Origin of the sequence: Citrobacter sp. RHBSTW-00671 (assembly GCF_014103415.1) — a bacterium.
Lineage (GTDB): Bacteria > Pseudomonadota > Gammaproteobacteria > Enterobacterales > Enterobacteriaceae > Citrobacter.
In genome coordinates this window covers 2,106,187-2,130,649 of the sequence record NZ_JABXPR010000001.1, presented here as the reverse complement: position 1 = coordinate 2,130,649, position 24,463 = coordinate 2,106,187, and the positions used below count along the sequence as shown (strand labels likewise).

The following is a 24,463-nucleotide window of genomic DNA, read 5'->3' as shown; positions in this document are numbered from 1 at the left end:
CTTTACGTTGAGAAAAGCAAAAGGGCAGCGCCTGTGGCCCTGCCCTTTTCAGTTATCAGGCCTCTGATTCCTGATCGGGTACCGGAGGTACCACCTCGCCTTCACGCGGTTCATCCGGATTCGGCGCGGGCAGATTCATCAGCTTCGCCAGAACACTTGCCAGTTTCAGACGCATTTCCGGGCGGCGTACGATCATATCGATAGCGCCTTTTTCAATCAGGAATTCACTACGCTGGAATCCCGGCGGCAGTTTCTCACGTACGGTCTGCTCAATAACACGTGGACCGGCAAAGCCGATCAGTGCTTTCGGCTCAGCAATGTTGAGATCGCCCAGCATCGCGAAGCTTGCAGAAACACCGCCCATGGTAGGGTCAGTCAGTACGGAAATGTACGGTAAACCACGTTCCTGCATTTTTGCCAGCGCCGCAGATGTTTTTGCCATCTGCATCAGTGACATCAGCGCTTCCTGCATACGCGCCCCGCCAGACGCAGAGAAACAGATCAGCGGGCAGTTGTCTTCCAGCGCCTGTTCGACCGCACGGACGAAACGCGCGCCGACGACAGAGCCCATGGAACCGCCCATAAAAGCGAACTCGAATGCAGCTGCAACGACCGGCATACCGTGAAGCGTACCTTTCATTACCACCAGCGCGTCTTTCTCACCGGTTTCTTTTTGCGCAGAAGCCAGTCTGTCTTTGTATTTTTTGGAATCACGAAACTTCAGCACATCTTTCGGCTCAAGCTCGCTACCCAGTTCCACAAGAGAACCTTCATCTAACAGGCTATGCAGGCGATTACGCGCCGACATGCGCATGTGATGGTCACACTTCGGACAGACCTCAAGATTACGTTCCAGCTCAGCACGGTATAAAACCTGACCGCAGCTATCGCACTTGGTCCACACCCCTTCAGGAATGCTTGCCTTGCGGGTGGGAGTAATGTTGCTTTTAATTCGTTCAATCCAGCTCATTGGTGACCTTTCTGCCTGAACCCTAGTCAGCTTTGTTATAAGGGGCGCATAATGCCATTTTTGCCCCAAACAGACCATGAATGTTGCACATTAAAACATAACAGCCCGAAACTTTGGATAAAAAAGTGGTCGAACCGCTGAGTTACTTTCTATTTTGCAGCCCGTGACGCAGCGCGTTTATGGCGAATCACTTCAATCACGCCCGGCAATACGGAAAGGACGATAATCGCCACAATCAATAATTTCAGGTTTTCCTGAACGATCGGCAGATCGCCAAACAAGTAGCCTGCATAAGTGAACAGCAATACCCACAGCAACGCGCCTGCAACGTTATACATCGCAAAATGACGGTAGGACATGTGTCCCATACCCGCAACAAACGGTGCAAATGTACGCACGATAGGAACGAAACGCGCCAAAATAATCGTTTTGCCGCCATGACGCTCATAGAACGCATGGGTTTTATCCAGATAGCTGCGGCGGAAAATTTTGGAATTTGGATTACTGAAAAGTTTTTCACCGAACAACCGGCCAATCGTGTAGTTCACCGCATCTCCCACAATCGCCGCCACAATCATCAACGCCACCATCAGATGAACATTGAGATCGTTCGTTGGCAATGCAGAAAGTGCACCAGCGACAAACAGCAGCGAATCTCCCGGCAGGAACGGCGTTACCACCAGTCCTGTTTCGCAGAACAGGATCAGAAACAGAATCGCGTAACCCAGATACCGTATTCCGCGACAAGCTCCGCCAGGTGCACATCAATGTGCAGGATAAAATCGATGAGGAAGTAAATCAGATCCATAGTTATGCCTTTATACAATTCAAATTAGTCCGCCAGAAATAGCGGGCCCATTGGCGGTTTTGGCAGGTCGAACCGGTCAGGGTAATCTACCGCCACCAGATACAGACCTTCCGCCTTCGCCGTTGCTGCTGCTAACGTTCTGTCCTTCGCCGCTAACAGTTCTGCAATCCAGCTCTCCGGCTGGTTGTGGGCGCCTACTTCCATCAGGCTGCCGACAATATTCCTGACCATATGATGTACAAAGGCATTCGCTTTAATATCCACCACCACATAAGTGCCGAAACGCGCGACGTTTATATGTATCACGTTACGCCACGGCGTGCGTGACTGACACTGCACTGCCCGAAACGAGGTAAAATCATTTTCGCCAATCAGGCACTGAGCCGCACGATGCATACGCTCAGCATCCAGCGGCTCATAGTAATGTGTCACGCCTTTACCCAAAACCGCAGGGCGCAACCGATGATTGTAGATGATGTAGCGATAACGGCGAGCCGTGGCGCTAAATCGGGCATGAAAATCATCCGGTACCGCTTTCACCCAGCGTACGGCGATGTCACCAGGTAAATTCGCATTTACCCCCAGCGTCCACGCCGCATCTTTACGTTGCGCGGTGGTTTCAAAATGCACCACCTGTCCCGTACCATGAACACCCGCATCCGTGCGGCCCGCACAAAAGACAGTAATGCGTTCATTCGCAACCTGAGAGAGCGCTTTTTCCAGTTTTTCCTGAACGCTACGCACTTCGTTCTGGCGCTGCCAGCCATAATACTTGCTGCCGTCATACTCAATGCCCAGCGCAATTTTATGCGTTGACGGCTGTTGCAGGTCAGACATTAGTACAGGTACTCCTGCACCAGTTTTTCCGCAACTTTTACTGCCATCAATGCGCCGCCAAAGCGCACGTTATCCGCCACGGACCAGAACTGAACCTGTTCCGGCATACCGTAGTCGTTATGTACGCAACCAATTGACAGGTGCGGCGTACCAGACGCATCGCCAACCTGAGTCGGGAAATCAGTCTCTTCTGACAGCACAATATCTTCACCACGAGAAAAGGCATCACGCGCCTCTTCTGCGGCCAGCGGGCGCAGCGCTTCAAAATTCACCATCTGCGCATGACCGTAGAACACCGGTGACTGCACGATGCTGGCTGAAATTAACAGGCCGTCATCTTGCATAATTTTACGGACTTCATCGACGATACGACGTTCTTCGCGCACGCTACCTTCGCGATCGGGCAACAGCGGCAGCATATTGAACGCCAGTTGGCGGCCAAAGAAGTCATCCTCGTCAATCGGGATCCCGTTGAGCAATTTCGCACTCTGTCCGGCCAACGCGTCTACCGCTTTTTTACCGTGGGCGGAAGCCGAGATAATGTTGGTTACCGTAATCCGTGAAAGACCACCGTCATCGATCAGCGGTTTCAGCGCGGAAAGCAGTTGACTGGTCAGGCTGTTTGGCACCGCGATAACGTTGCGATTGCGGTAATCCGCCAGTACAAATGGGTTAACGTCCGGGACGACCAGCGGAACGTCAGGCTCGAGCGCAAACAGACCACTGCTGTCAATCACCAGACAACCGGCATTGGTTGCTTCCTCCACCCATGCCGCAGTGGCTTCAACTCCCGCGACAAAAAATGCCAGTTGAGCCTGGGTCCAGTCAAAGTCAGCGACATCCTGAACAATGACCGATTTACCGTTAAAACGCAGGTGTTCACCAGCACTTTCATTGCGTGCCAGCGCATAGATTTCACCGACCGGGAACTGGCGCTCAGCCAGCGTATCGAGCAGGGCTTCGCCTACGGCGCCCGTTGCGCCCAGAATGGCAATATTCCAGCCTTCAGACATGGTGATTTACTCCAGAAATACATAAGCGTCCCTGTCGTATTATTCGACAGGGAGCATTAAGAAGACATTAATGTGCCGGATGATGAACGGCGTTAAAACCCAGCTTACACAGCAGGGCTGCGGCGGCAGCGTCGTCACACATTACGTATAAAGACGACCACTCGCGACGTTCAAGATAATTCTTGCGCAGTTTATCAAATTCACCCGGAATTCCAGCAACTTTGCGCAATGGCGCATCGTCGCGGCGCACATCATACACTAAATGAACCAGCCTTTTCAGCGTTGGCTGATCTAACGGACCATGCAGGGTGATACGACCAAATTCCGGCGCAGGTAACAGGGTGTTGAGCGCAATGTGCTGTTCGCGACCAATAAACTTACTGTAGGCCTCAAAGACCTGTGTGGTGCCACGCGCTTTTCCTTCCAGAGTATAGCCGGCAATGTGCGCCGTACCAATGTCCGCTTTCTCCAGCAGCGCCACATTCAGGTCCGGCTCGCCTTCCCAGACATCCAGCACGACGCTCAGCGACTGCCCGGCGTTGAGTCGGTTCAGTAAGGCGGAATTATCCACGACCGGTCCGCGGCAGGCATTAATCAGAATGGTTCCGGGCTTCAGGCGGCTAATCAGCGCCTCATCGGCCAGGTGCAGCGTTTTGTACGGCTCTTCTTTGAACAACGGCGTGTGGAAGGTCAACACATCTGCTTGCTCAACCAGTTCTTCCAGCGTGCGGAAATCGCCCTCGTCGCCCCGATCGGCACGCGGTGGATCGCACAGCAAAGTACGGATACCTAATGCTTCCAGTCGCGCCTGTAAACGCCCTCCCACATTACCTACACCGACAATACCGACCGTACGGTCACGTAATGCAAAACCATCGCGCTCAGCCAGCATCAGCAGCGCAGAGAAGACATATTCCACTACCGCAATCGCATTGCAGCCGGGAGCCGCTGAAAAACCAATACCTGACTGCGCAAGCCAGGCATCATCCACATGATCCGTGCCTGCCGTTGCCGTACCGACAAACTTTACCGGTTTTCCACTGAGTAGCGATGCGTTTACTTTCGTCACCGAACGCACCATTAACGCATCCGCATCATCCAGTTCGGTGACGGGAATCGGGCGACCGGGAACCGCTTTGACCTCCCCCAAACGACTGAACAGTTCGCGGGCATAGGGCATATTTTCATCAACGAGGATTTTCACGTCTTTCTCACCTGTTTGAGAACGAGAGTTAACCGGGCAAGTGTGCCATAATCTCGCCGCCAGGCATACTGCGAGACCTGGTTAGCACAGATTTAAGGAACAGAGATGATGCAGCCCATTTCAGGTATGCCCGCACGCCCTCCCGGTGAAGGCCAAAACCCTCCTTCCGTTGCCGGTGAACAGCCACTGTCCACGCAGCAGCGTACCGTGCTGGAACGATTGATTACCCGTTTGATTTCGCTTACCCAACAGCAAAGCGCTGAGGTGTGGGCTGGAATGAAGCACGATTTGGGCGTTAAAAGCGATACGCCGCTGCAGTCACGTCACTTCCCCGCAGCAGAACAAAACCTGAATCAGCGTCTGGGGGTTGCTCAGCAGAATCATGCTAACCGTCAGGTTCTGTCGCAGCTCACTGAATTACTGAGTCAGGGAAATAATCGCCAGGCGGTGAGTGATTTTATCCGTCAACAGTACGGGCAGACAGCGCTCAGCCAGCTCAAACCGGAACAGCTGAAGAATGTGCTCACCCTGTTGCAACAAGGGCAGCTTTCAATTCCGCAGCCGCAGCAGCGTCCGGCAACCGATCGCCCTTTATTACCCGCCGAGCACAATACGCTGAATCAGTTGGTCACTAAGCTGGCGGCCGCCACGGGAGAGTCGGGGAAAATGATCTGGCAGTCCATGCTGGAACTGTCTGGTGTAAAAAGCGGCGAGCTGATCCCGGCAAAACAGTTCACCCATCTGGTGACATGGCTGCAGGCGCGCCAGACCCTCAGTCTGCAAAATGCGCCGACGCTGCAAACGCTGCAGGCGGCGCTAAAACAGCCGCTGGAGCCAAATGAGCTAACGGCCATAAAAGAGTATGCGCAGCAAACGTACCAGATCCAGCCGCAAACGATCCTGACGGCGGTACAAGTGCAGGACTTGCTGAATCAAATCTTCCTGCGCCGCGTGGAACGTGACCGGGAGCAGGAATTAAACGATCCGCGTCATCTTCAACCCATTTTCAGCCCGTTCGCACCGGTGATTGAAACAATAAAAACACTGTCGGCACGACCGGGGCTGATATTTGTCGCCTTGCTGGTAGCATTAGCCCTGTTCTGGTTGCTTGCTTAACCTTTTCGCAGAGTCAGCAGCGTCACGAAAATGCCCACCACCGCGGAAATCGCCCCGGCAAGGAATACCGAGGAGTAACCGTATGCAGTGGCCAGAACCCCGGCGACAGGACCGCTTATGCCGTAGGAGATATCCTGAAACGCGGCGTAACCGCCGAGAGCCGTACCACGAACCTGGGCAGGCACTCGCTTCACGACCTCCACACCCAGCGCCGGGAAGATCAGCGAACACCCGGCCCCGGTTAATGCCGCTCCCAGCAGCGCAATCCAGGCAGATGGAGCCTGCCATAGTAGAATCAGACCCGCGGTTTCAACCAGTAAAGAGACAACTGCGACGTTAACCCCGCCAAACCTGTCTGGCATCCAGCCAAACAGAATACGCATCAGCACAAACGCCCCGCCAAATGCAGTCAGGGTGAAACCCGCCATCGTCCAGCCGTTGCTGACAAAATAGAGCGAAATAAAGGTACCAATTACCGCAAAACCAACGCCCTGCAGCGCCAGGCCCAGACCAGGTTTCCAGATAAGTCCCACCACACTCCACAACGAAGGGCGTTCTCCTGCATGCGCAGGCACTTTACGCACGGTACCGTTGAACGCCCATGCCAGCAGCGGTAATACCATCGTGGTTCCCGCCAGCGCCGCGAAGCCAAAGTGGCTGTGGATCAGTAGCCCCAGCGGTGCACCGGCCGCCAGCGCGCCGTAAATCGCCATTCCGTTCCACGACATCACCTTACCGGAGCGCGTTGGCCCGACCAGCCCAAGCCCCCAGGTCAGCGTTCCGGTCAGTAACTGGCTTTCACCAAAACCGAGGATCAAACGCCCAACGATCAACAACGCAAACTTCACCGGAACGGAGACGGGCAATAGCGCGGCTAACAACCACGCCGCGCCCGCCAGCGCACAGGCAAACATCCCCTGTAGCGCCGAACGTTTAGCGCCATATTGATCGGCTAAGCGCCCGGCGTAGCCGCGCGTTAATACCGTTGCCAGAAACTGGACGCCTACGGCGATACCGACCATGGTGTTGCCATAGCCCAGTTCCTGATGCACAAACAGAGGAATGACGGGCAAAGGTAAACCGACCGTCATATAGGTCAGGAAAACCGCAAAAGCGATACGAAACAGCGAAAAATTCGCCGAAGGTATTTTTTCTTGTTGGGTTACAGCTGTCATGCGTTACTCCAAAATGCAGAGTAAGGCGAGGAATGTCCACGCCCCCTCTACCTGACTATCAGGATTAAGGTGCGTTGGATAACGTTAAACGCTTACGCATTATCAAGAGGATAATGTTGAAGCTGGAGTCTGCCTGCGAGTGGCCCTGGCTGTCAACTGTGAAAGCATCGCAGTGCGTTTCAACGCTGTGATTTCTCTACGAACAAAAAGGGAAATACCGCATCAATGCCTTTCGCTCTGAACCGCTCGGTTACCTGTTCACGCTGCTGCGGCGTCAGGAGCAGGAACATCATATCCCAAATCTCTTTGGGTCCTGCTTCCTGCACGATGTTGCGATCTGGTGCTTCGGTTTTCTCATTCTCATTCAGATACGAGCGTAGATACAGTGGGAACACAGAAATATGAAATTCCTCGGCCTTAGATTTCGCACGCTTGCGCTTAACGCCCTCTTTCCCTTCACTGTAGGTATTTAAGCGCAGGCGTACAGCGGGTGCGCTTCCAGGAAACCCCGGTAATTCAAGACACTCCTTTACCGTGAACCACTCTTTTACCATCAGTTTCTTTCCTTTCTGCTGATGAAATAAAAATATTTTTTCTTTTTCGCGAAATTTCAAATTAATTCTGGCACTATTCCTACGATAAAAAGAAAGTAACATTCTTTTGTCTTTCTAATTTATAACCTGAAAAATATCGGTGCCGATAACACATCTTCTTAGGATTACAGAATGGAACAAAAAAGCCAAGACTGGCATCGTGCAGATATTAAAAGTGCACTGGAAAAAAGAGGTATTACACTCAGAGAATTGTCACGTTCGGCGGGTTTATCTCCTGACTCGCTGCGTAATGTATTTACCCGCAGTTGGCCCCGTGCAGAACAGATCATCGCACAGGCGCTGGAAACCACGCCGGACGTAATTTGGCCGTCACGCTATCTTGCAAAATCAGCAAAAAAAACCGTTACAAAGAATAATCATCAATTATAAATATATTAACCAAAATTTACCCGGCGGATTTATCAATATCTCAATCAAATATATTTACGATATTAATAGCACTATCGGCCCTTCCCATCAGATTAAATCCTGTTAAAGCAATACGCGAACTTATTACCTATTCCATTAACAGGAGTCATGATGAGCTGGAATAAAACAACAGCAGTTAATCACGCTAAATCCCACGCGAGTTCACATTCTCAAGGACGCTGCGCGGAATTTACCCGCAAAGCCATTCAGGCAGGAGGTATCACTCTTGGGCATACTTATCATGCTAAAGATTATGGCCCGATGCTAAAAAGTGCCGGTTTCAGCGCCATTGGCCACTTTGAACAGCCCCGAGAAGGAGATGTCATCATCATTCAGCCGTATGAGGGAGGAAACCCAAGCGGTCATATGGCGATATTTGACGGCCAGGAGTGGTACTCCGATTTTAGACAGCGTGATATGTGGGCGGGGCCTGGCTATCGGGCGGCAAAACCGTCATACACCATTTACAGGAAACAGTAATGAAAGCGTTCTCGTTGATTGCTCTGGTTTTGTTACTTTGTGGCTGTTCTTCATTCCACCGTGACAGCACTCAGGATGTTAAACAATTCTATCTCGCGTGGATGTCCGCATACACACAAGATCAAGACACGTCCGCACTCATGCAGCGCTATGTAGCGAAAGACGTTATCAATCGTCTGGCGCTGATTGATAGTCTTTACGAGCAGGAAATACGGGATTCTGACTACTTTATGTACGTGCAGGATTACGACCCAGAGTGGATCCCGCGGTTACGGGTTGGACCGGCTCAACCCTTTCTCGGTGGCGAAAAGGTGGAAGTGCAATTAGGTGGGCCGACAGGCGAAGCACCCATGCTGCTGGAAGTGTATACGCGTTGGGAAGACAGGCGCTGGAAAATTTATCGCGTTCGCGATATTCGCGATCGTTATGAACAGCCCATCTACAGTACCGGGGATATTACCCGTGCGAAAGCATGGTCTGCGGAGATCGCACCGGAGTACGAAAAGATGAATAAGTAGAAAAGGGAGCCTGACGGCTCCCTTTCGTGTACTGCATGAGCTGAGACTTATGCTTTCAGCTTACGCATAACCAGCGTGGCGTTGGTACCGCCAAAACCGAAGCTGTTAGACATAACGGTCGTCAACGCTTGCTCGGTCGGTTTAGTCACGATGTTCAGACCTGCAGCCTGCTCGTCCAGCTCTTCAATGTTGATGCTCGGCGCGATAAAACCGTGTTCCAGCATCAGCAGAGAGTAGATGGCTTCCTGAACGCCAGCCGCACCCAGTGAGTGACCGGTCATGGCTTTGGTTGCAGAAATGGCCGGGCTGTTATCGCCAAAGACTTCGCGGATTGCGCCCAGTTCCTTCACGTCGCCTACCGGAGTAGAAGTACCGTGGGAGTTCAGGTAATCAATCGGGGTATCAACACCGTGCATCGCCATCTGCATGCAGCGAACTGCACCTTCACCTGACGGAGCAACCATATCTGCGCCATCAGACGTTGCGCCGTAACCTACGATTTCAGCATAGATGTGCGCGCCACGAGCCAGTGCGTGTTCCAGTTCTTCGACAACAACCATACCGCCGCCGCCTGCGATAACAAAACCGTCACGGTGTGCATCATAAGTACGGGAAGCTTGAGACGGGTTGTCGTTATATTTGGTAGACAGCGCGCCCATTGCGTCGAACTCGCACGCCATTTCCCAGCACAGCTCTTCGCCGCCGCCAGCAAAAACGATGTCCTGCTTGCCCAACTGAATTTGTTCAACAGCGTTGCCGATACAGTGTGCAGAAGTCGCACAAGCAGAGCTGATGGAGTAGTTGACGCCGTGGATTTTGAACGGTGTCGCGAGGCAGGCAGAAACGCCGGATGCCATCGCTTTGGTGACCACATACGGGCCAACCGCTTTCAGACCACGCGGGCTACGCATTGCGTCAGCGCCGAATACCTGAAAACGCGGGGAGCCGCCGCCGGAACCTGCAATCAGGCCAACGCGCGGATTGTTCTGGTAATCTTCTGCAGCAAGGCCGGCATCAGCCACTGCCTGCTCCATAGAAAGGAAAGCATAGATGGATGCGTCGCTCATAAAGCGCACTACTTTGCGGTCAATGAGGCCAGTGGTATCCAGTTTTACGTTGCCCCAGACGTGGCTACGCATGCCGGAGTCCTTCAGCTCCTGAGAGAAAGTGATCCCTGAACGTCCTTCACGCAGAGATGCCAGGACTTCCTGCTGGTTATTACCGATGCTGGAAACGATGCCCAAGCCAGTAATCACTGCACGTTTCATTCAATACCTCTGTAAGTCGCACTATTTTAAAGTTTCGAGTGGCACAATAGCGTACACTTGTACGCCGAACAAGTCCGATCAGCCATTTAATGTGGAAATTTGCGCAGCCAGGCACTCCTCGTTAAGATCGGGGCACAGCCTGCCAGACGAGTAACTTACGTGAAACAATACGCAATACAACCTGCCAACCTTGAATTCAACGCTGAGGGTACACCTGTTTCCCGAGATTTTGACGATGTCTATTTTTCCAATGATAACGGGCTGGAAGAGACACGTTACGTCTTCCTTGGCGGCAACCACCTCACCGCACGTTTTCCTGCGCACCCACGCCCGGTGTTCGTGGTGGCAGAAAGTGGCTTTGGTACTGGGCTAAACTTCCTCACGCTGTGGCAGGCATTCGCCACCTTTCGCAACGCACACCCTGACGCTACCCTGGAAAGATTACATTTCATCAGTTTTGAAAAATTTCCGCTGACGCGTGAGGATCTGACATTAGCGCATCAGCGCTGGCCGGAACTGGCGTCGTGGGCAGAGCAACTCCAGGCACAGTGGCCACTGCCGCTGGCGGGTTGCCATCGTCTACTGCTTGATGAGGGGCGGGTTACTCTGGATCTGTGGTTCGGCGACATCAACGAACTCACCGGAAAGCTGGACGAGTCCCTGAACCAGCAGGTCGATGCCTGGTTCCTGGACGGCTTCGCCCCGGCAAAAAATCCCGATATGTGGACGCCAACGCTGTTTAACGCCATGGCCCGACTGGCCCGTCCGGGTGGCACGCTGGCAACCTTCACTTCTGCAGGCTTTGTCCGTCGGGGGTTGCAGGAAGCCGGGTTTACGATGCAAAAATGCAAAGGCTTTGGTCGCAAACGCGAAATGCTGTGTGGCGTAATGGAACAGACGCTGACGCTCCCCTCCTCGGCGCCGTGGTTTGCACGTACCGGAACAGAAAAACGCGAAGCCGCCATTATTGGCGGTGGTATTGCCAGCGCATTACTGTCTCTGGCGCTACTGCGCAGAGGCTGGCAGGTCACGCTCTACTGCGCTGACGATAAACCCGCGCAGGGTGCTTCCGGCAATCGTCAGGGCGCACTCTATCCGTTGCTCAGTAAACATGATGCGGCGATTACGCTTTTCTTCCCCACCGCATTTACCTTTGCTCGTCGCCTGTACGATGCCCTACCCATTAATTTTGCCCATGACTGGTGTGGCGTCACGCAGCTCGCCTGGGATGAGAAAAGCCAGCAAAAAATCAGCCAAATGCTGTCCCTTGAACTGCCCGATGCGCTCGCCGTCGGGGTGGACGCAGACCAAATTTTGCAAACAACAGGCGTTGTGACCGAATGTGATGGCATCCAGTACCCGGCCGGCGGATGGCTGTGTCCGGCACAACTTACCACCGCCGTTCTCGACTATGCGACAACGCTTGGGTTGCGTACCCACTACCAACACACACTGACCTCACTTGCTCATCAAACCGATAGCTGGCAGCTGCAGTTCGCCAGCGGAGAAGCGGCAACACATGAGGTCGTGGTTCTGGCGAATGGGCACTGTATTCACCGTTTTGAACAGACTCAGTCACTACCGGTGTATTCCGTTGGCGGCCAGGTAAGTCACATTCCCACGACGCCTTCGCTTTCCACACTGCGTCAGGTTCTGTGCTATGACGGCTACCTTACCCCGCAAAATCCGGAAAATCAGCAGCACTGTATTGGCGCCAGCTATCATCGGGGGAGTGAAGAGACGTCGTTCCGTCATGATGACCAGCAGCAAAACCGTCAGCGTTTGATCGACTGCTTGCCGGATGCGGCATGGGCGAAAGAAGTGAACGTCAGTGACAATGCAGCCCGTTGCGGCGTCCGTTGTGCCACGCGCGATCACTTACCGATGGTCGGTAATGTGCCGGACTATAATACCACACTCGATCAGTATGCCCGGCTTGCAGAAGACAAAGAGCATGCTTTACGCGCACCGGTATACCCGGATTTGTTCATGTTGGGCGCACTGGGGTCACGCGGGCTATGTTCTGCCCCGCTATGTGCAGAAATTCTGGCCGCGCAAATGAGTGATGAACCGATCCCAATGGATGCCAGCACGCTGGCGGCGCTAAATCCGAATCGCCTGTGGGTACGGAAGTTATTGAAGGGTAAAACGGTGAAATAAGATACCATCTCATTATTGCCTGATGCGCGGTGCTTATCAGGCCTACAACCCCAATCTGAATCGTTTGTGGGTAAAAAAATCGTAGGCCGGGTAAGCGTAGCGCCACCCGGCAAGCTGAGAATGCCGGATGGCGGTCGGCTACGGGCAATGATTATTTTGTCGCCTTCTGGAACAGGGTGTCCCACATCTCTTTCACTAATGCCTGGTCGCGAGGCGAGAGTTCGCCCGCACTGATGGCTTTCTCCAGGCTGCTGGTCACATTGGCGTACAATGCTTCAGCGGAATGGTCCTCACCACCGTCCAGTTCAGCAACGGCCAACGTCAGGTGCCCACGCAAGTAACCACTGGCAAACAACTCATCATCGCTGGCGTGCTCTACCATATCGTCGATTAATGCCAGAATGCGTGATTCAAACTCCGCGATCATCTTCTTTCCTCATTGTAAACGTGGCATCGGCGTCAGTTGAGCGCTTCGGGCCACGGGAATTGTTCCGCCTTAAGTTCAGGCGTGTGATAATAATTTTGTAGTGCGTTAATGAAACGCGCCGGGCGTTCGGGGATCCCCTTTTCCAGATACTCCATCACCTGGGCATGAACGCGGCGCTGGAATACCACGCGATCTGGTTCAAAGTCCCCTTCCAGGTTGTCGCAACTGACGTTAAACGGGTAGCCCGCCGCCATGCAAAACAGCCAGTCAAACGCCTGCGGCTTCACTTCCACATCTTCAAACTGACATTGCGTCTTCGCGTCGCGGCCATCGGGGCAGTACCAGTAACCGAAATCGACCAGCTCACGGCGCGCCTTACCAGCGATGCACCAGTGTGAGATTTCGTGTAACGCGCTGGCGTAATAACCATGCGCAAAAACGATACGGTGATACGGTAATTCCGCATCAGCAGGAAGATAGATCGGTTCGTCGTCGCCTTTAATCAGACGGGTATTAAATTCATCGGCAAAGCAGCCGTTAAATATCTCAATTAACTGTTCGTAGTGATGGGTATTATTCATTAGTTCATCCCCAGCCAGTGGAGAATCTCCTGTCCATGATTATCATAAAGTAGCTTGGCGCTCATCACGGCGGAGACGATGACAATCATTGGCCGAATGAGTTTTTGTCCTTTACTGAGCACCAGCCGCGAGCCCATCCGTGCGCCAATAAACTGGCCAATGAGCATCACAAATCCGGTCGCCCAAATCACTTTGCCGCCGAGAGCAAACAGCAATAGCCCACCGATATTCGATGTGGCATTTAATACTTTGGCGTGGGCCGTCGATTTCGCCAGGTTATAGCCGCATAACATGACAAAGGCCAGCGCGTAGAACGACCCCGCCGCCGGACCAAAAAAGCCATCGTAAAAGCCAACACAGCCACCGGCTACCAGCGCGAAAGGCAACCCGTGCAATCGACGCTGCCGATCTTCTTCGCCCACTTTCGGCATTAACAGAAAGTAAAGGCCAATACAGATAACCAGAACCGGCAGGATCTGACGCAGAATATCTGACTGCACGTGCTGAACCAATAGCGCGCCGCTCATTGACCCGATAAACGTCATGAAGATATTGAGCTTCTGATCCGCCAGGTTAACCACACCACGACGAATAAAATAGAGGGAAGAAGAGATAGATCCGCCACAGGCCTGCAGCTTATTAGTCGCCAGCGCTTGTGCAGGTGGCATCCCGGCCGCCATCAATGCCGGGATGGTGAGTAAACCACCGCCTCCGGCCAGAGAATCAATAAAACCTGCCAGCATCGCCACAAAAAAAAGCACACCCAGCAGCAGCGGAGACACCATAAACAAATTGGCAAAATGATCCATTAGAGTACATGCTCGTCCAGTAGCGCCTGGCAGGAAGGCGGCAACGGCGGCGGTGTCTTCTTCTCAGGCTTGGTGGTTCCAGGTTTTGGAGGTTCGAACCAGCTTTGCAGCTCCGCGCCGCAGCCGTCACCCGGTGGCGGTAACGGTTGATCTTCGCACTCAAGACTGTCGGCAGGACAACGTAACCGGACATGCATATGCGCACGATGCTGGAACCATGGCCGCACTTTACGCAACCAGTCCCTGTCGGTCCCTGCATCCAGACAAAGTTGCTGCTTAATCGCCGGATTCACGAAAATACGCGTTACTTCATTATCTTTTGCCGCCAGCCTGATCAGGCTGAAAATCTCCGGCTTCCACAGTGACGGCACGACACGTTTGCCGTCCTGTGAGACCAAATCTAACGCCTGCGGCCGCAGCAGTTGCGACTGGGTCCAGCGCGTTTTTGGCAGTTGCAGGAAAATATCGACATCCAGCCCGGTCTGGTGACTGGCATGACCGCCATTAAAACGCCCACCGGCCGGCATACCCATATCACCGATTAACACCGTGCCCAGCCCCAGATTATTAGCCTGATTACTCAGGCGCTGGATAAACATCACCAGGTCCGGATGACCAAAGTAACGGCGCTGATCGGTGCGCATCACCTGATAGTGTTCTGACTGTACCGGCAGCGTATCCGCCCCCACGATACAGCCATTGGAGAATGCGCCGATAGACTGTGCGCTACCCGCAACCGGATGGGTAATTTTCTGCCAGGGCGTCGCCGCCAGACAGGCGGTGCTGGCAAGCAGAGCCAGCGCCGCAAGTGCCATTTTTTTCATTTCTTACCAGCGTGGAATGTCAGTCTTCACATCCGCATTTTGCGCCCGCTGGCGCAACAGGTGATCCATCAACACAATAGCCAGCATCGCCTCGGCGATCGGTACGGCGCGGATCCCAACGCACGGATCGTGACGTCCTTTGGTTACCATTTCAACTTCTTCACCAAAGCGGTTGATAGTACGCCCAGGTACAGTGATGCTGGACGTCGGTTTCAGCGCCATATGAGCAATGATTTGTTGCCCGCTGCTGATCCCGCCCAAAATGCCACCCGCATGATTGCTCTGGAAACCGTCTTTGGTGATCTCATCACGGTTCTGGCTGCCGCGCAGCGCAACAACGTCAAATCCGTCGCCAATCTCTACGCCCTTAACGGCGTTAATGCTCATTAGCGCATGGGCGATGTCGGCATCCAGGCGATCGAATACCGGTTCGCCGAGACCTGCCGGCACTCCGTCAGCGACAACGGTGACTTTTGCCCCAATGGAGTCACCCTCTTTCTTCAGCCCACGCATTAGTTCGTCCAGCGCGTCGATTTTATCCGGGTCCGGGCAAAAGAAGGGATTCAATTCGACCTGAGACCAGTCTTTAATCTCCAGCGGAACATCGCCCATTTGAGTCAGACAGCCACGGATTTTAACGCCGAATTTTTCCGCCAGATATTTCTTGGCGATTGCTCCCGCCGCTACGCGCATTGCCGTTTCACGAGCGGATGAACGTCCACCGCCACGATAATCACGCAGGCCGTATTTCTGCTCGTAGGTATAGTCGGCGTGTCCAGGACGGAAAACATCCTTGATGGCGCCATAATCCTGAGAACGCTGATCGGTATTTTCGATCAGCAGACCAATACTCGTACCCGTGGTGACGCCTTCGAATACGCCGGAGAGGATCTTCACTTGATCTGGTTCCCGACGCTGGGTAGTGTAGCGCGACGTGCCCGGACGACGCCTGTCGAGATCGTGCTGCAGGTCGGCTTCTGTCAGAGGAATGCCCGGCGGAACACCATCAACGATACAACCGAGCGCCAGCCCGTGTGATTCACCGAAGGTCGTTACGCGAAAGAGTTGCCCAATTGTATTTCCTGCCATCACGGCTCCGTTATGCGTGTTGTGTATCTGCGCGTGTAGTTAGTCTTTGTAAATGCTGAAGTGCTCACGAGCGGCAACTAACTGCTCTTTGGTCAGCATGAATACACCGTCTCCACCGTTGTCGAATTCCAGCCAGGTAAACGGCACATCAGGGTATTGCTCTATCAGATGTACCATGCTGTTTCCGACTTCACAAATCAGAATACCGTTATCAGACAGGTAGTCCGGAGCATTGCCCAAAATGCGGCGAGTCAGCTTCAGTCCATCACTACCGGATGCCAGACCCAGTTCAGGCTCATGGCGGTATTCGTTCGGCAGGTCTGACATGTCTTCCGCATCAACATACGGCGGGTTAGTGACAATCAGGTCATACTGGATTTTCACCAGATCGCGGAACAGGTCGGAACGGATCGGCGTGACGTGATGAATCAGACCGTGCTCTTCAATATTGTGTTCGGTAACCGCCAGCGCATCCGTCGAAATATCAACCGCATCCACTTCAGCTTCCGGGAAGGCATACGCGCAGGCGATAGCAATACAACCGCTGCCGGTGCACATATCGAGGATATGCTGCGGCTGCTCGTTGATAAGACCCGCAAAGCGGTTATTGATAAGCTCGCCAATCGGTGAACGCGGAACCAGCACGCGTTCATCAACATAGAACTCATGCCCGCAGAACCAGGCCTTGTTGGTCAGATAAGCAACCGGAATGCGCTCGTTGACGCGGCGAATCACACGTTCAACAATACGATGACGCTCGCTGGAGGTCAGACGTGCGGCACGCATATCTTCTGGGATATCCAGCGGCAAATAAAGTGACGGCAGCACCAGCTGTACGGCCTCATCCCACGGGTTATCCGTACCATGGCCATACCAGATATTCGCTGCGCTAAAACGGCTGACCGCCCAACGCAACATGTCCTGAATGGTATGCAGTTCACTCACTGCTTCATCGACGAAAATTTTATCCACGTATTCCTCCAGGGCATGCTCGTATTAATTTCGGCGGCTAGTTTGCCACGAAGACGGCGATAAATCAGCATTCACGCGGGGCCTGAGCGCGAAAATTGCGTTTTAAGCGATCGGATGCCCGTCGAGTCGGGTTAAACTAACGGAAAATAAAAGATGAGACGCTCGAATGAAAAAGAAAACATCGCTCAGCGAGGAGGATCAGACGCTGTTTCGCCAGCTGATGACCGGCACGCGTAAAATTAAGCAGGACACTATTGTTCACCGACCGCTACGTAAAAAAATCACCGAGGTTCCGGTCAAAAGGCTGCTACAGGAGCAGGCTGATGCCAGCCACTATTTCTCTGACGAGTTTCAGCCGCTGCTGAATACGGACGGCCCGGTAAGATACCTGCGTGCCGACGTCAGCCATTTCGAACTGAAGAAAATGCGCCGTGGCGATTACTCTCCGGAGCTGTTTCTCGATTTGCACGGATTGACCCAGCAACAGGCCAAACAAGAGTTAGGCGCGCTGATTGCCGCCTGTCGTCGTGAGCATGTATTTTGCGCCTGCGTGATGCATGGTCACGGGAAGCATATTCTGAAACAGCAAACGCCGCTGTGGCTGGCACAACATCCGCATGTGATGGCCTTCCATCAGGCACCGAAAGAGTACGGTGGCGATGCTGCACTACTGGTACTGATCGAAGTGGAAGAGTGGTTGCCACCTGAACTCCCCTGAGCCTGCGATTCAGAAACAGAAAGAGCCGCATTTGCGGCTCTTTTATTTTCCGGATGGCGGCTCTGCCTTATCCGGAGGATGAAACATGGCACGGGTTCGATTAAATCGCTTTTGCCATTTTCAAATTACACGGGCTCATCTGCCAGTTAAAAATGCCCTTTCCGCTCTCATCAAGCGTTACGCTGGCTATTGCAGATGTGGTAAACATCGGCGGCGTTTCACCCGGGCAAAGCTCAGACACCAGATATCCCACTAACGGTAAGTGAGAAATCACCAGCGCCGTCGCGATACCTTCATTGGCCAGAGCCTGTAAATAGGCGCTGACCAGACCGACATCGCCGCAGGGAGTCAGCTCCGGCAAAACATCCACACCGGCTGGCAGGTTCATACACTCTCCCACCACATCCAGCGTCTGTTCGGCTCGTAGGAACGGGCTCACCAGAACACGTTCGATATCCACTTTTTGACCTTTCAGCCAGTTCGCCATCAGGCGAGATTCGTCACAACCACAAGAGGTTAAGGGACGAACCGAATCACTGGCGGCATCGAGGGCCGCGTCGCCGTGACGCATGATAAAAACTTGCATATTGCACCGCTTTTGTTAACCAGAATCACCAACACGTTTACACAAAGCCCCTATTGGCTGTGGTAACTATGTGGTGGCCGGCATTGTGCCTTATCCATTCACCGAATGAAACGCTGTTTTTTACCTCAACGGCGTAAGTATAGTCAATCTCTGTTTACATTTTGAGCGCGACACATACATTCGGTGCGGATTCATCCTACCTTTGACCTCATGAATTCAGGTCAGTTTCCCCGATATTCCAGAATCTTTCACCACGTTCCGCCATCTGCAATAACTGTTCACACGGAGTAAACCGTGAACCATATTGCGTGGACAGTCGTTGCAGAACCGCAACCACTTCACCCGCACCGAGAGAATCCATATACCGGAACGGGCCGCCGAGGAATGGCGGAAAACCAATACCAAATACAGCGCCGATATCACCATCACGTGCGCTGCGGACGACCTGCTCACCAAAACAGCGTGCTGCTTCGTTAAGCATTAACATGACACACCGCTCGGCAATTTGCGGGGCTGCGAGTTGACCCTGACCCTGGACGCCAATAAGCGTATAAATTGCAGGGTCGACCTGTTTTTTGCTTTTACGCCCTTTCGCGCCATAAAGATAGAAACCCCGACCATTTTTTCTACCTTTGCGATCGTCATTCAAAATTGAAGCAACAACATTTGCAGGCGCGCTAAAACGTTCTCCATATGCGGCCTCAAGCACTGGTATAATTTTAGTGCCCGTATCAATTCCGACCTCATCCAAAAGTTGGATTGGCCCTACCGGAAAACCAAACTTAACCAGCGCGGCATCAATCGCGTCGACACGTTCGCCTTCGGTCAGCATGCGAATCGCTTCGTTGATGTAAGGCGCTAAAATACGGTTAACGTAAAAGCCAGCCTTATCCTGGACAACAATCGGCGTTTTGCCCTGTTTTTTCGCTAACTTAACGGTTGTGGCAATCGTCTGCTCAGAGGTTGTTGCATGCGGGATCACTTCCACCAGTGGCATTTTTTCTACCGGGCTAAAGAAGTGCAGACCAATTACCTGCTCAGGTCTGGCAGCATTAGCCGCAATATCGCCAATCGGTAAAGATGAGGTGTTCGACGCAAAAATAGTATGAGGGGCGCAATTTTGTTCAATTTCTGCCACCATCTGTTGTTTTAACGACAGATCTTCGAATACTGCTTCAATAATCAGATCGCGATGAGCAAAACCGCGATAATCGGTGGTTCCCGAAATCAGCGCCAGCTGTTTGTCACGTTCACCCGCTTTGATATGACGGCGACGAACCTTCGTTTCAAGTTGATCCCAACTGTACTTCAGCGCGTGGTTGATTCCTTTAGCATTAATATCTTTGATGCGCACCGGCAAGCCACCTTTACAGGCAGTGACGTAAGCAATACCGCCGCCCATCAGGCCACCGCCCAAAATACCGACGCTATTCAGCGGGCCGGGCTTCGCTTCACTACCGGGATCCTTTTTCACATCGGTATTGGCAAAAAAGATGTTCCGTAGCGCCTTAGACTGCGAAGTCATCGCCAGCTCGCCAAACGCGCGAGCTTCCGCCTCATAGCCGCTGCTGCTGCCCTGCGCGAGACCGGTTTCGATCACCTCAAGAATGCGGTCCGTTGCGGGGTAGTTGCCCAGCGTTTTTTGCGCCGTCTTTTTGCTGACCATACGAAACAGCAGCGCACGTCCCAGCGGCCCCGCCAACACGCGTTCACGTACGGGCAGAACCCGGTGCGCCGAACTGTCTTTTTTAGCCAGTTCAACCGCGGCTTCCAGCAAAATGGTCTGTGGTACAACTTCATCCACCAACCCCACTTTTAGCGCCTGTTTTGCCCGGAGCTGTTTTCCTGTCAGGATCATATCCAGCGCTGTACTGACACCAATAAGACGGGGCAATCGCTGGGTGCCCCCGGAACCGGGAAGCAGGCCTAACTGCACTTCCGGTAAACCCAGCACGGTTTTAACGTCATCGGTACAGATACGGTTATGGCAGGCCAGCGCCATCTCCAGCCCACCGCCCAGACAGGCACCATGAATCGCGGCGACAACCGGGATCGGCAAGGCATTAATTTCCGCCATGATCTGCTGCCCCTGACGGGCCAGCGTTTCAGCTTCCTGTGCGCTGCGGCAATCACCTATCATGTTGATATCGGCACCAGCGATAAAATTATCGGGTTTCGCCGAAATGAACACGACGCCACGCAACGCTTTATTGTCGCGAATTTGTTTCAGAATGGCCCGAACCTGAGAAGCGAACTCCGCTTTCAGGGTATTCATTTTCTCTCCGGGCACATCAATGGAGACAACGGCGACGTTATCCAGACGCACGTTGAGCGTAAAAGCCGATGTCATTTCCATTATTCTGCCTCCAGAACCATTGCCGCACCCAAACCACCTGCCGCACATGCGGTGACTAAACCAAACCCACCGCCACGACGGCGTAGTTCATGGAGGGTTTGGGTGATCATTCGTGCACCGGTTGCGGCGAATGGGTGCCCATAGGCAATTGAGCCACCCAGCACGTTAAATTTACTGTCGTCGACTTCGCCAGTAGCATGGGAGCGCCCCAGCACTTCGCGGGCAAAACGCTCGCTGCCCAGCAACTGGAGGTTCGCCAGCGTTTGTGCGGCAAAGGCTTCATGCATATCAATGAGCGTTAAATCCGCCATGGTTAACCCTGCGCGCTCCAGGGCAAGTGGTGTCGACCATGCAGGCCCCAACAGCATGTCCTGCCAGACATCAATAGCGGTAAAGGCAAAACTACGCAGATATCCCAGCGGTACCAGCCCTAACTCTTTCGCACGCGATTCCGTCATCAAAATCACGGCGGCAGCACCATCTGTTAACGGCGTGCTGTTGGCCGCCGTAACGGTACCGTGTTTTCTGTCAAATGCCGGACGCAACCTGGCGTAATCCGCCATCGTCGAGTTGCCGCGAATATTGTTATCTTCCGAAAAAGGATCTTTAAACGGCGGCGCGTAGGTCGTCATCACCTCATCCGCTAGTTTTCCTTCAGACCATGCCTGCGCTGCGCGCTGATGAGAACGGTGCGCCAGCGCATCCTGCTGCTCACGCGTGATGCCATAGGTTTTGGCCATTTGCTCGGCGGTATCGCCCATGCGTAAACCGGTGGAATATTCAGCAACAGCCGGTGGCACAGGCATCAGGTCGCGCAAGCGTAGCCGGGAAAAGAGTTTAAGGCGTTGACCGGTTGTGCGGGCTTTATTGACATCCACCAGTACTCGCGCCAGCTTTTTGCTGACGCCAATAGGCAGAACGGAAGAGGAGTCTGCGCCGCCGGCAATCCCAGCACGAATAGTACCGGCCATCAGGCTTTCAGCGACATTCGCCACGGCCTGAAAGCTGGTAGCACAGGCCCGGCTTACGCTGTAGGCATCGGTATGCACATTCATTCCGGTTCCCAGAACGATTTCCCGGGCAATGTTGGGGGCTTCTGGCATTTGAACCACCTGGCCAAAAACCAGCTGTTCAATAACATCAGCAGGTATTTCGCTGCGGGCCAGCAATTCACCAACAACCATTTTTCCCAAATCAACGGCGGGAATGCCATGAAACGCGGTAGCCTGACGGGCAAATGGCGTACGCAATCCGCTCACGATGGCGATACGGTCGCCCTGGCGGGTAACCAGCGGTAAAGCCTGACTCATAACACTCCCCTGTAAAAAATAAAAATAAGTGGTCTGACCTGATCACAGTCTTAACCAATTTTTTACATTTAGCCAAGCGGGGAGAAAAGAAAGTGAGAGCTATGACACAGTGAATAGTCACTGACTGTTACGAAAATGCCCTTGCCACCAGGTGGCAAGGGCATGAGCAGAAGGGATTAACGCAGGCCCAGCTGGAAAATCAGCGTTTCAGCTTCACAGGCAAAAACAAAATCGATATCCAGACGCACACCCTCTGACTCTTCAGTGAAAGTCGAGGTGATTTTGCAAGGTTCAGATTCCACGCTACGTGCCTTCTCAGTCAGAGCGGCCAGCGTTTCTTCTGCCTCTGCGCGATTCGCGAACACGCGGCTGTAGGAAGCGGTGCAATCGGAGTTGTCCATGATGGTGCCAACATCCATACAGCAGCAAACCGGGGTTTCATCAGCACTGCATTTACTCATTGTAGATTTCCTCTGTATTCGCACCCGAGGTGCCAGATAAACGATAGGGACATTTTACGCTCCCATTATTCGCCTCTCCAGTCGTTAATTGTGCGAAATGAGATAAGTGACAGAAATCACACTTAAAAATGATCTAAAACAAAAATCGCCCAAACAGGTGAGTGCGCGTACCCGCAATTTTGCCAGCTGGATCGCGTTTCTTAGATCAGAATTGAAAATATTTATAAACATACTTGCAACATTCTGGCTGGTCCGACCTATACTCTCGCCACTGGTCTGATTTCTATGTGGTACCTCAGACCCTACACTTCGCGCTCCTGTTACGGCATGTAACATAGTTTGTATAAAAATAAATCTATGAGGTTATGGTCATGAGCCAGAAAACCCTGTTTACAAAGTCTGCTCTCGCAGTCGCAGTGGCAATTATCTCCACACAGGCCTGGTCTGCAGGCTTTCAGTTAAACGAATTTTCTTCCTCTGGCCTTGGCCGGGCATATTCGGGTGAAGGCGCTATTGCAGATGATGCGGGTAACGCCAGTCGTAACCCCGCGCTGATCATGATGTTTGATCGCCCTACTTTCTCTGCGGGTGCCATTTTCGTTGACCCGGATGTCGATATTTCCGGACGCTCACGTATTGGTAACGACGCCAGCCAGGACAATATCGCCCCAACCGCCTGGATACCGAACGTGCATTTTGTTGCCCCGATTAACGATCAATTTGGTTGGGGGGCGTCAGTTACCTCTAACTATGGTCTGGCAACGGAGTTTAACAATAATTACGCAGCCGGCTCGATGGGCGGAAAAACCGATCTGGAAACGCTCAACTTAAACCTGAGCGGCGCCTACCGTCTGAATAATCATTTTAGCTTCGGCCTCGGTTTTAACGCCGTCTATGCCAAAGCGAAGCTTGAGCGTTATGCAGGCGATCTGCCGCAGCAAATCGTTGCAGGCTCTGGTGGCCGGGTTCCTCCCGCACTGGCCGCACAATACCCGGCAGATACCCAGATTGCGCGCCTGAAGGGTGACGAATGGGGCTTCGGCTGGAACGCCGGTATTCTTTATGAAGTGGATAAAGACAACCGTTACGGTTTCACCTACCGTTCGGAAGTAAAAGTTGACTTCGACGGTGATTACCGCAGCAGTCTGCCATCAATGGACCGTATTCCAGCGCAGTTGCGCCCGGTGTTCGCTAGCCTGCCTGCTGGCACTAACGGCAACACAATCGACGGTTCGCTTGATCTGAATCTGCCAGAAATGTGGGAGTTCTCAGGTTATAACCGCGTTGCGCCACAGTGGGCGGTTCACTACAGCATGGCATATACCAGCTGGAGTCAGTTCCAGGAGCTTAAAGCAAAAGGCAGCAACGGCCAGACTCTGTTCTATAAAGAAGAAGGTTTCAAAGATTCTTACCGTATCGCGCTGGGGACTACCTACTACTACGATGATACCTGGACATTCCGTACCGGTATCGCCTTCGATGATAGCCCAGTTCCAGCTAACCGCCGTTCCATCTCTATTCCGGATCAGGACCGCTTCTGGCTGAGTGCGGGTACCACCTATGCGTTTAATAAAGATGCTTCATTGGATGTCGGCATTTCTTATATGCACGGTCAGAAAGTGAAATTCGAAGAAGGCCCGTACTCCTTCGAATCAGAAGGGAAAGCCTGGCTGTATGGTATGAACCTGAACTACGCATTCTGATTTTCATCAGATGTAAAAAAGGTGAGCTTTTTAGCTCACCTTTTTATTTGCCTCTA

24 protein-coding genes and 1 pseudogene are annotated in these 24,463 nt (G+C 53.0%); 7 read left to right on the top strand and 18 right to left on the bottom strand.

Annotated elements, in window-relative coordinates:
- Positions 1–55: 55 nt before the first annotated feature.
- The 5 genes and pseudogenes from accD to pdxB form a co-directional block, all read right to left on the bottom strand.
- Complete coding sequence (gene accD / locus HV261_RS10090) at positions 56–970, bottom strand: acetyl-CoA carboxylase, carboxyltransferase subunit beta (protein WP_137384179.1); 915 nt, start codon at positions 968–970, stop codon at positions 56–58.
- 149 nt (positions 971–1,119) lie between these two features.
- Positions 1,120–1,778: pseudogene (locus HV261_RS10085) on the bottom strand (DedA family protein).
- A 24-nt stretch (positions 1,779–1,802) separates the two neighbouring features.
- Positions 1,803–2,615: a tRNA pseudouridine(38-40) synthase TruA gene (truA, locus tag HV261_RS10080; RefSeq protein WP_202038181.1), complete on the bottom strand. Its 813-nt coding sequence runs from the start codon at positions 2,613–2,615 to the stop codon at positions 1,803–1,805.
- Positions 2,615–3,628: an aspartate-semialdehyde dehydrogenase gene (locus tag HV261_RS10075; RefSeq protein ID WP_137384181.1), complete on the bottom strand. Its 1,014-nt coding sequence runs from the start codon at positions 3,626–3,628 to the stop codon at positions 2,615–2,617. Before HV261_RS10075 ends, truA begins: the two co-directional genes overlap by 1 nt.
- A gap of 67 nt (positions 3,629–3,695) precedes the next feature.
- Positions 3,696–4,832 carry a 4-phosphoerythronate dehydrogenase PdxB gene (gene pdxB, locus HV261_RS10070; RefSeq protein WP_202038180.1) on the bottom strand — a complete coding sequence of 379 codons (1,137 nt, stop codon included), beginning with the start codon at positions 4,830–4,832 and terminating at the stop codon, positions 3,696–3,698.
- 108 nt (positions 4,833–4,940) lie between these two features.
- On the opposite strand from pdxB, the gene flk reads away from it, so the two are divergent.
- A complete protein-coding gene (gene flk / locus HV261_RS10065; protein WP_202039680.1) occupies positions 4,941–5,948 on the top strand; it encodes a flagella biosynthesis regulator Flk in 1,008 nt (335 codons plus the stop codon).
- Here the strand turns inward: flk and HV261_RS10060 are convergent.
- Complete coding sequence (locus HV261_RS10060; RefSeq protein WP_202038179.1) at positions 5,945–7,123, bottom strand: MFS transporter; 1,179 nt, start codon at positions 7,121–7,123, stop codon at positions 5,945–5,947. The two genes, flk and HV261_RS10060, sit on opposite strands and share 4 nt — an antisense overlap.
- Positions 7,124–7,302: 179 nt before the next feature.
- On the bottom strand, positions 7,303–7,677 hold the full coding sequence (locus tag HV261_RS10055; protein ID WP_202039679.1) for a hypothetical protein: 375 nt from the start codon (positions 7,675–7,677) through the stop codon (positions 7,303–7,305).
- A gap of 171 nt (positions 7,678–7,848) precedes the next feature.
- On the opposite strand from HV261_RS10055, the gene HV261_RS10050 reads away from it, so the two are divergent.
- From HV261_RS10050 to HV261_RS10040, 3 genes are all read left to right on the top strand, one after another.
- Positions 7,849–8,106 (top strand): helix-turn-helix domain-containing protein, encoded by a 258-nt coding sequence (locus HV261_RS10050; protein WP_202038178.1) that lies wholly within the window; start codon positions 7,849–7,851, stop codon positions 8,104–8,106.
- A gap of 150 nt (positions 8,107–8,256) precedes the next feature.
- Positions 8,257–8,625 (top strand): hypothetical protein, encoded by a 369-nt coding sequence (locus tag HV261_RS10045; RefSeq protein WP_137384273.1) that lies wholly within the window; start codon positions 8,257–8,259, stop codon positions 8,623–8,625.
- Positions 8,625–9,143 carry a YqhG/Tai3 family protein gene (locus HV261_RS10040; RefSeq protein ID WP_202038177.1) on the top strand — a complete coding sequence of 173 codons (519 nt, stop codon included), beginning with the start codon at positions 8,625–8,627 and terminating at the stop codon, positions 9,141–9,143. Before HV261_RS10045 ends, HV261_RS10040 begins: the two co-directional genes overlap by 1 nt.
- Positions 9,144–9,190: 47 nt before the next feature.
- Here the strand turns inward: HV261_RS10040 and fabB are convergent, their stop codons facing one another.
- Positions 9,191–10,411 (bottom strand): beta-ketoacyl-ACP synthase I, encoded by a 1,221-nt coding sequence (gene fabB / locus HV261_RS10035; protein ID WP_005129715.1) that lies wholly within the window; start codon positions 10,409–10,411, stop codon positions 9,191–9,193.
- A gap of 159 nt (positions 10,412–10,570) precedes the next feature.
- Between fabB and mnmC the strand changes: the two genes are divergently transcribed.
- The gene (gene mnmC, locus HV261_RS10030) at positions 10,571–12,571 is read left to right on the top strand and encodes a bifunctional tRNA (5-methylaminomethyl-2-thiouridine)(34)-methyltransferase MnmC2/FAD-dependent 5-carboxymethylaminomethyl-2-thiouridine(34) oxidoreductase MnmC1 (protein ID WP_202038176.1); all 2,001 of its coding nucleotides are present in this window, start codon (positions 10,571–10,573) and stop codon (positions 12,569–12,571) included.
- Positions 12,572–12,722: 151 nt separating this feature from the next.
- On the opposite strand, the gene HV261_RS10025 is transcribed toward mnmC, so the two are convergent.
- The 6 genes from HV261_RS10025 to prmB are packed head-to-tail and all read right to left on the bottom strand — an operon-like array spanning position 12,723 to position 17,273.
- Positions 12,723–12,998 (bottom strand): YfcL family protein, encoded by a 276-nt coding sequence (locus HV261_RS10025; RefSeq protein ID WP_005129722.1) that lies wholly within the window; start codon positions 12,996–12,998, stop codon positions 12,723–12,725.
- 32 nt (positions 12,999–13,030) lie between these two features.
- The gene (locus HV261_RS10020) at positions 13,031–13,579 is read right to left on the bottom strand and encodes an elongation factor P hydroxylase (protein ID WP_016153873.1); all 549 of its coding nucleotides are present in this window, start codon (positions 13,577–13,579) and stop codon (positions 13,031–13,033) included.
- Positions 13,579–14,388, bottom strand: a complete 810-nt coding sequence (locus HV261_RS10015; RefSeq protein WP_137384189.1) for a sulfite exporter TauE/SafE family protein — start codon at positions 14,386–14,388, stop codon at positions 13,579–13,581. Before HV261_RS10015 ends, HV261_RS10020 begins: the two co-directional genes overlap by 1 nt.
- Positions 14,388–15,212, bottom strand: a complete 825-nt coding sequence (gene mepA / locus HV261_RS10010; RefSeq protein WP_202038175.1) for a penicillin-insensitive murein endopeptidase — start codon at positions 15,210–15,212, stop codon at positions 14,388–14,390. Before mepA ends, HV261_RS10015 begins: the two co-directional genes overlap by 1 nt.
- Positions 15,213–15,215: 3 nt before the next feature.
- Positions 15,216–16,301: a chorismate synthase gene (aroC, locus tag HV261_RS10005; protein WP_137384191.1), complete on the bottom strand. Its 1,086-nt coding sequence runs from the start codon at positions 16,299–16,301 to the stop codon at positions 15,216–15,218.
- Positions 16,302–16,340: 39 nt separating this feature from the next.
- Complete coding sequence (gene prmB / locus HV261_RS10000) at positions 16,341–17,273, bottom strand: 50S ribosomal protein L3 N(5)-glutamine methyltransferase (RefSeq protein WP_202038174.1); 933 nt, start codon at positions 17,271–17,273, stop codon at positions 16,341–16,343.
- Positions 17,274–17,439: 166 nt separating this feature from the next.
- On the opposite strand from prmB, the gene smrB reads away from it, so the two are divergent.
- On the top strand, positions 17,440–17,991 hold the full coding sequence (gene smrB, locus HV261_RS09995) for an endonuclease SmrB (protein ID WP_006683613.1): 552 nt from the start codon (positions 17,440–17,442) through the stop codon (positions 17,989–17,991).
- 100 nt (positions 17,992–18,091) lie between these two features.
- On the opposite strand, the gene sixA is transcribed toward smrB, so the two are convergent.
- The 4 genes from sixA to HV261_RS09975 form a co-directional block, all read right to left on the bottom strand.
- A complete protein-coding gene (gene sixA, locus HV261_RS09990; protein WP_048211041.1) occupies positions 18,092–18,577 on the bottom strand; it encodes a phosphohistidine phosphatase SixA in 486 nt (161 codons plus the stop codon).
- Between the two features lie 208 nt (positions 18,578–18,785).
- Positions 18,786–20,933 carry a fatty acid oxidation complex subunit alpha FadJ gene (gene fadJ, locus HV261_RS09985; protein ID WP_202038173.1) on the bottom strand — a complete coding sequence of 716 codons (2,148 nt, stop codon included), beginning with the start codon at positions 20,931–20,933 and terminating at the stop codon, positions 18,786–18,788.
- Positions 20,933–22,243 carry an acetyl-CoA C-acyltransferase FadI gene (fadI, locus tag HV261_RS09980; RefSeq protein WP_137384193.1) on the bottom strand — a complete coding sequence of 437 codons (1,311 nt, stop codon included), beginning with the start codon at positions 22,241–22,243 and terminating at the stop codon, positions 20,933–20,935. Before fadI ends, fadJ begins: the two co-directional genes overlap by 1 nt.
- 176 nt (positions 22,244–22,419) lie before the next feature.
- Entirely contained in the window at positions 22,420–22,704 is a 285-nt protein-coding gene (locus HV261_RS09975; protein WP_137384194.1) for a YfcZ/YiiS family protein, read from the bottom strand.
- A gap of 371 nt (positions 22,705–23,075) precedes the next feature.
- Here HV261_RS09975 and fadL point away from each other — a divergent pair, with 371 nt between their 5' ends.
- Positions 23,076–24,407: a long-chain fatty acid transporter FadL gene (fadL, locus tag HV261_RS09970; protein WP_005129763.1), complete on the top strand. Its 1,332-nt coding sequence runs from the start codon at positions 23,076–23,078 to the stop codon at positions 24,405–24,407.
- Positions 24,408–24,463: the final 56 nt, after the last annotated feature.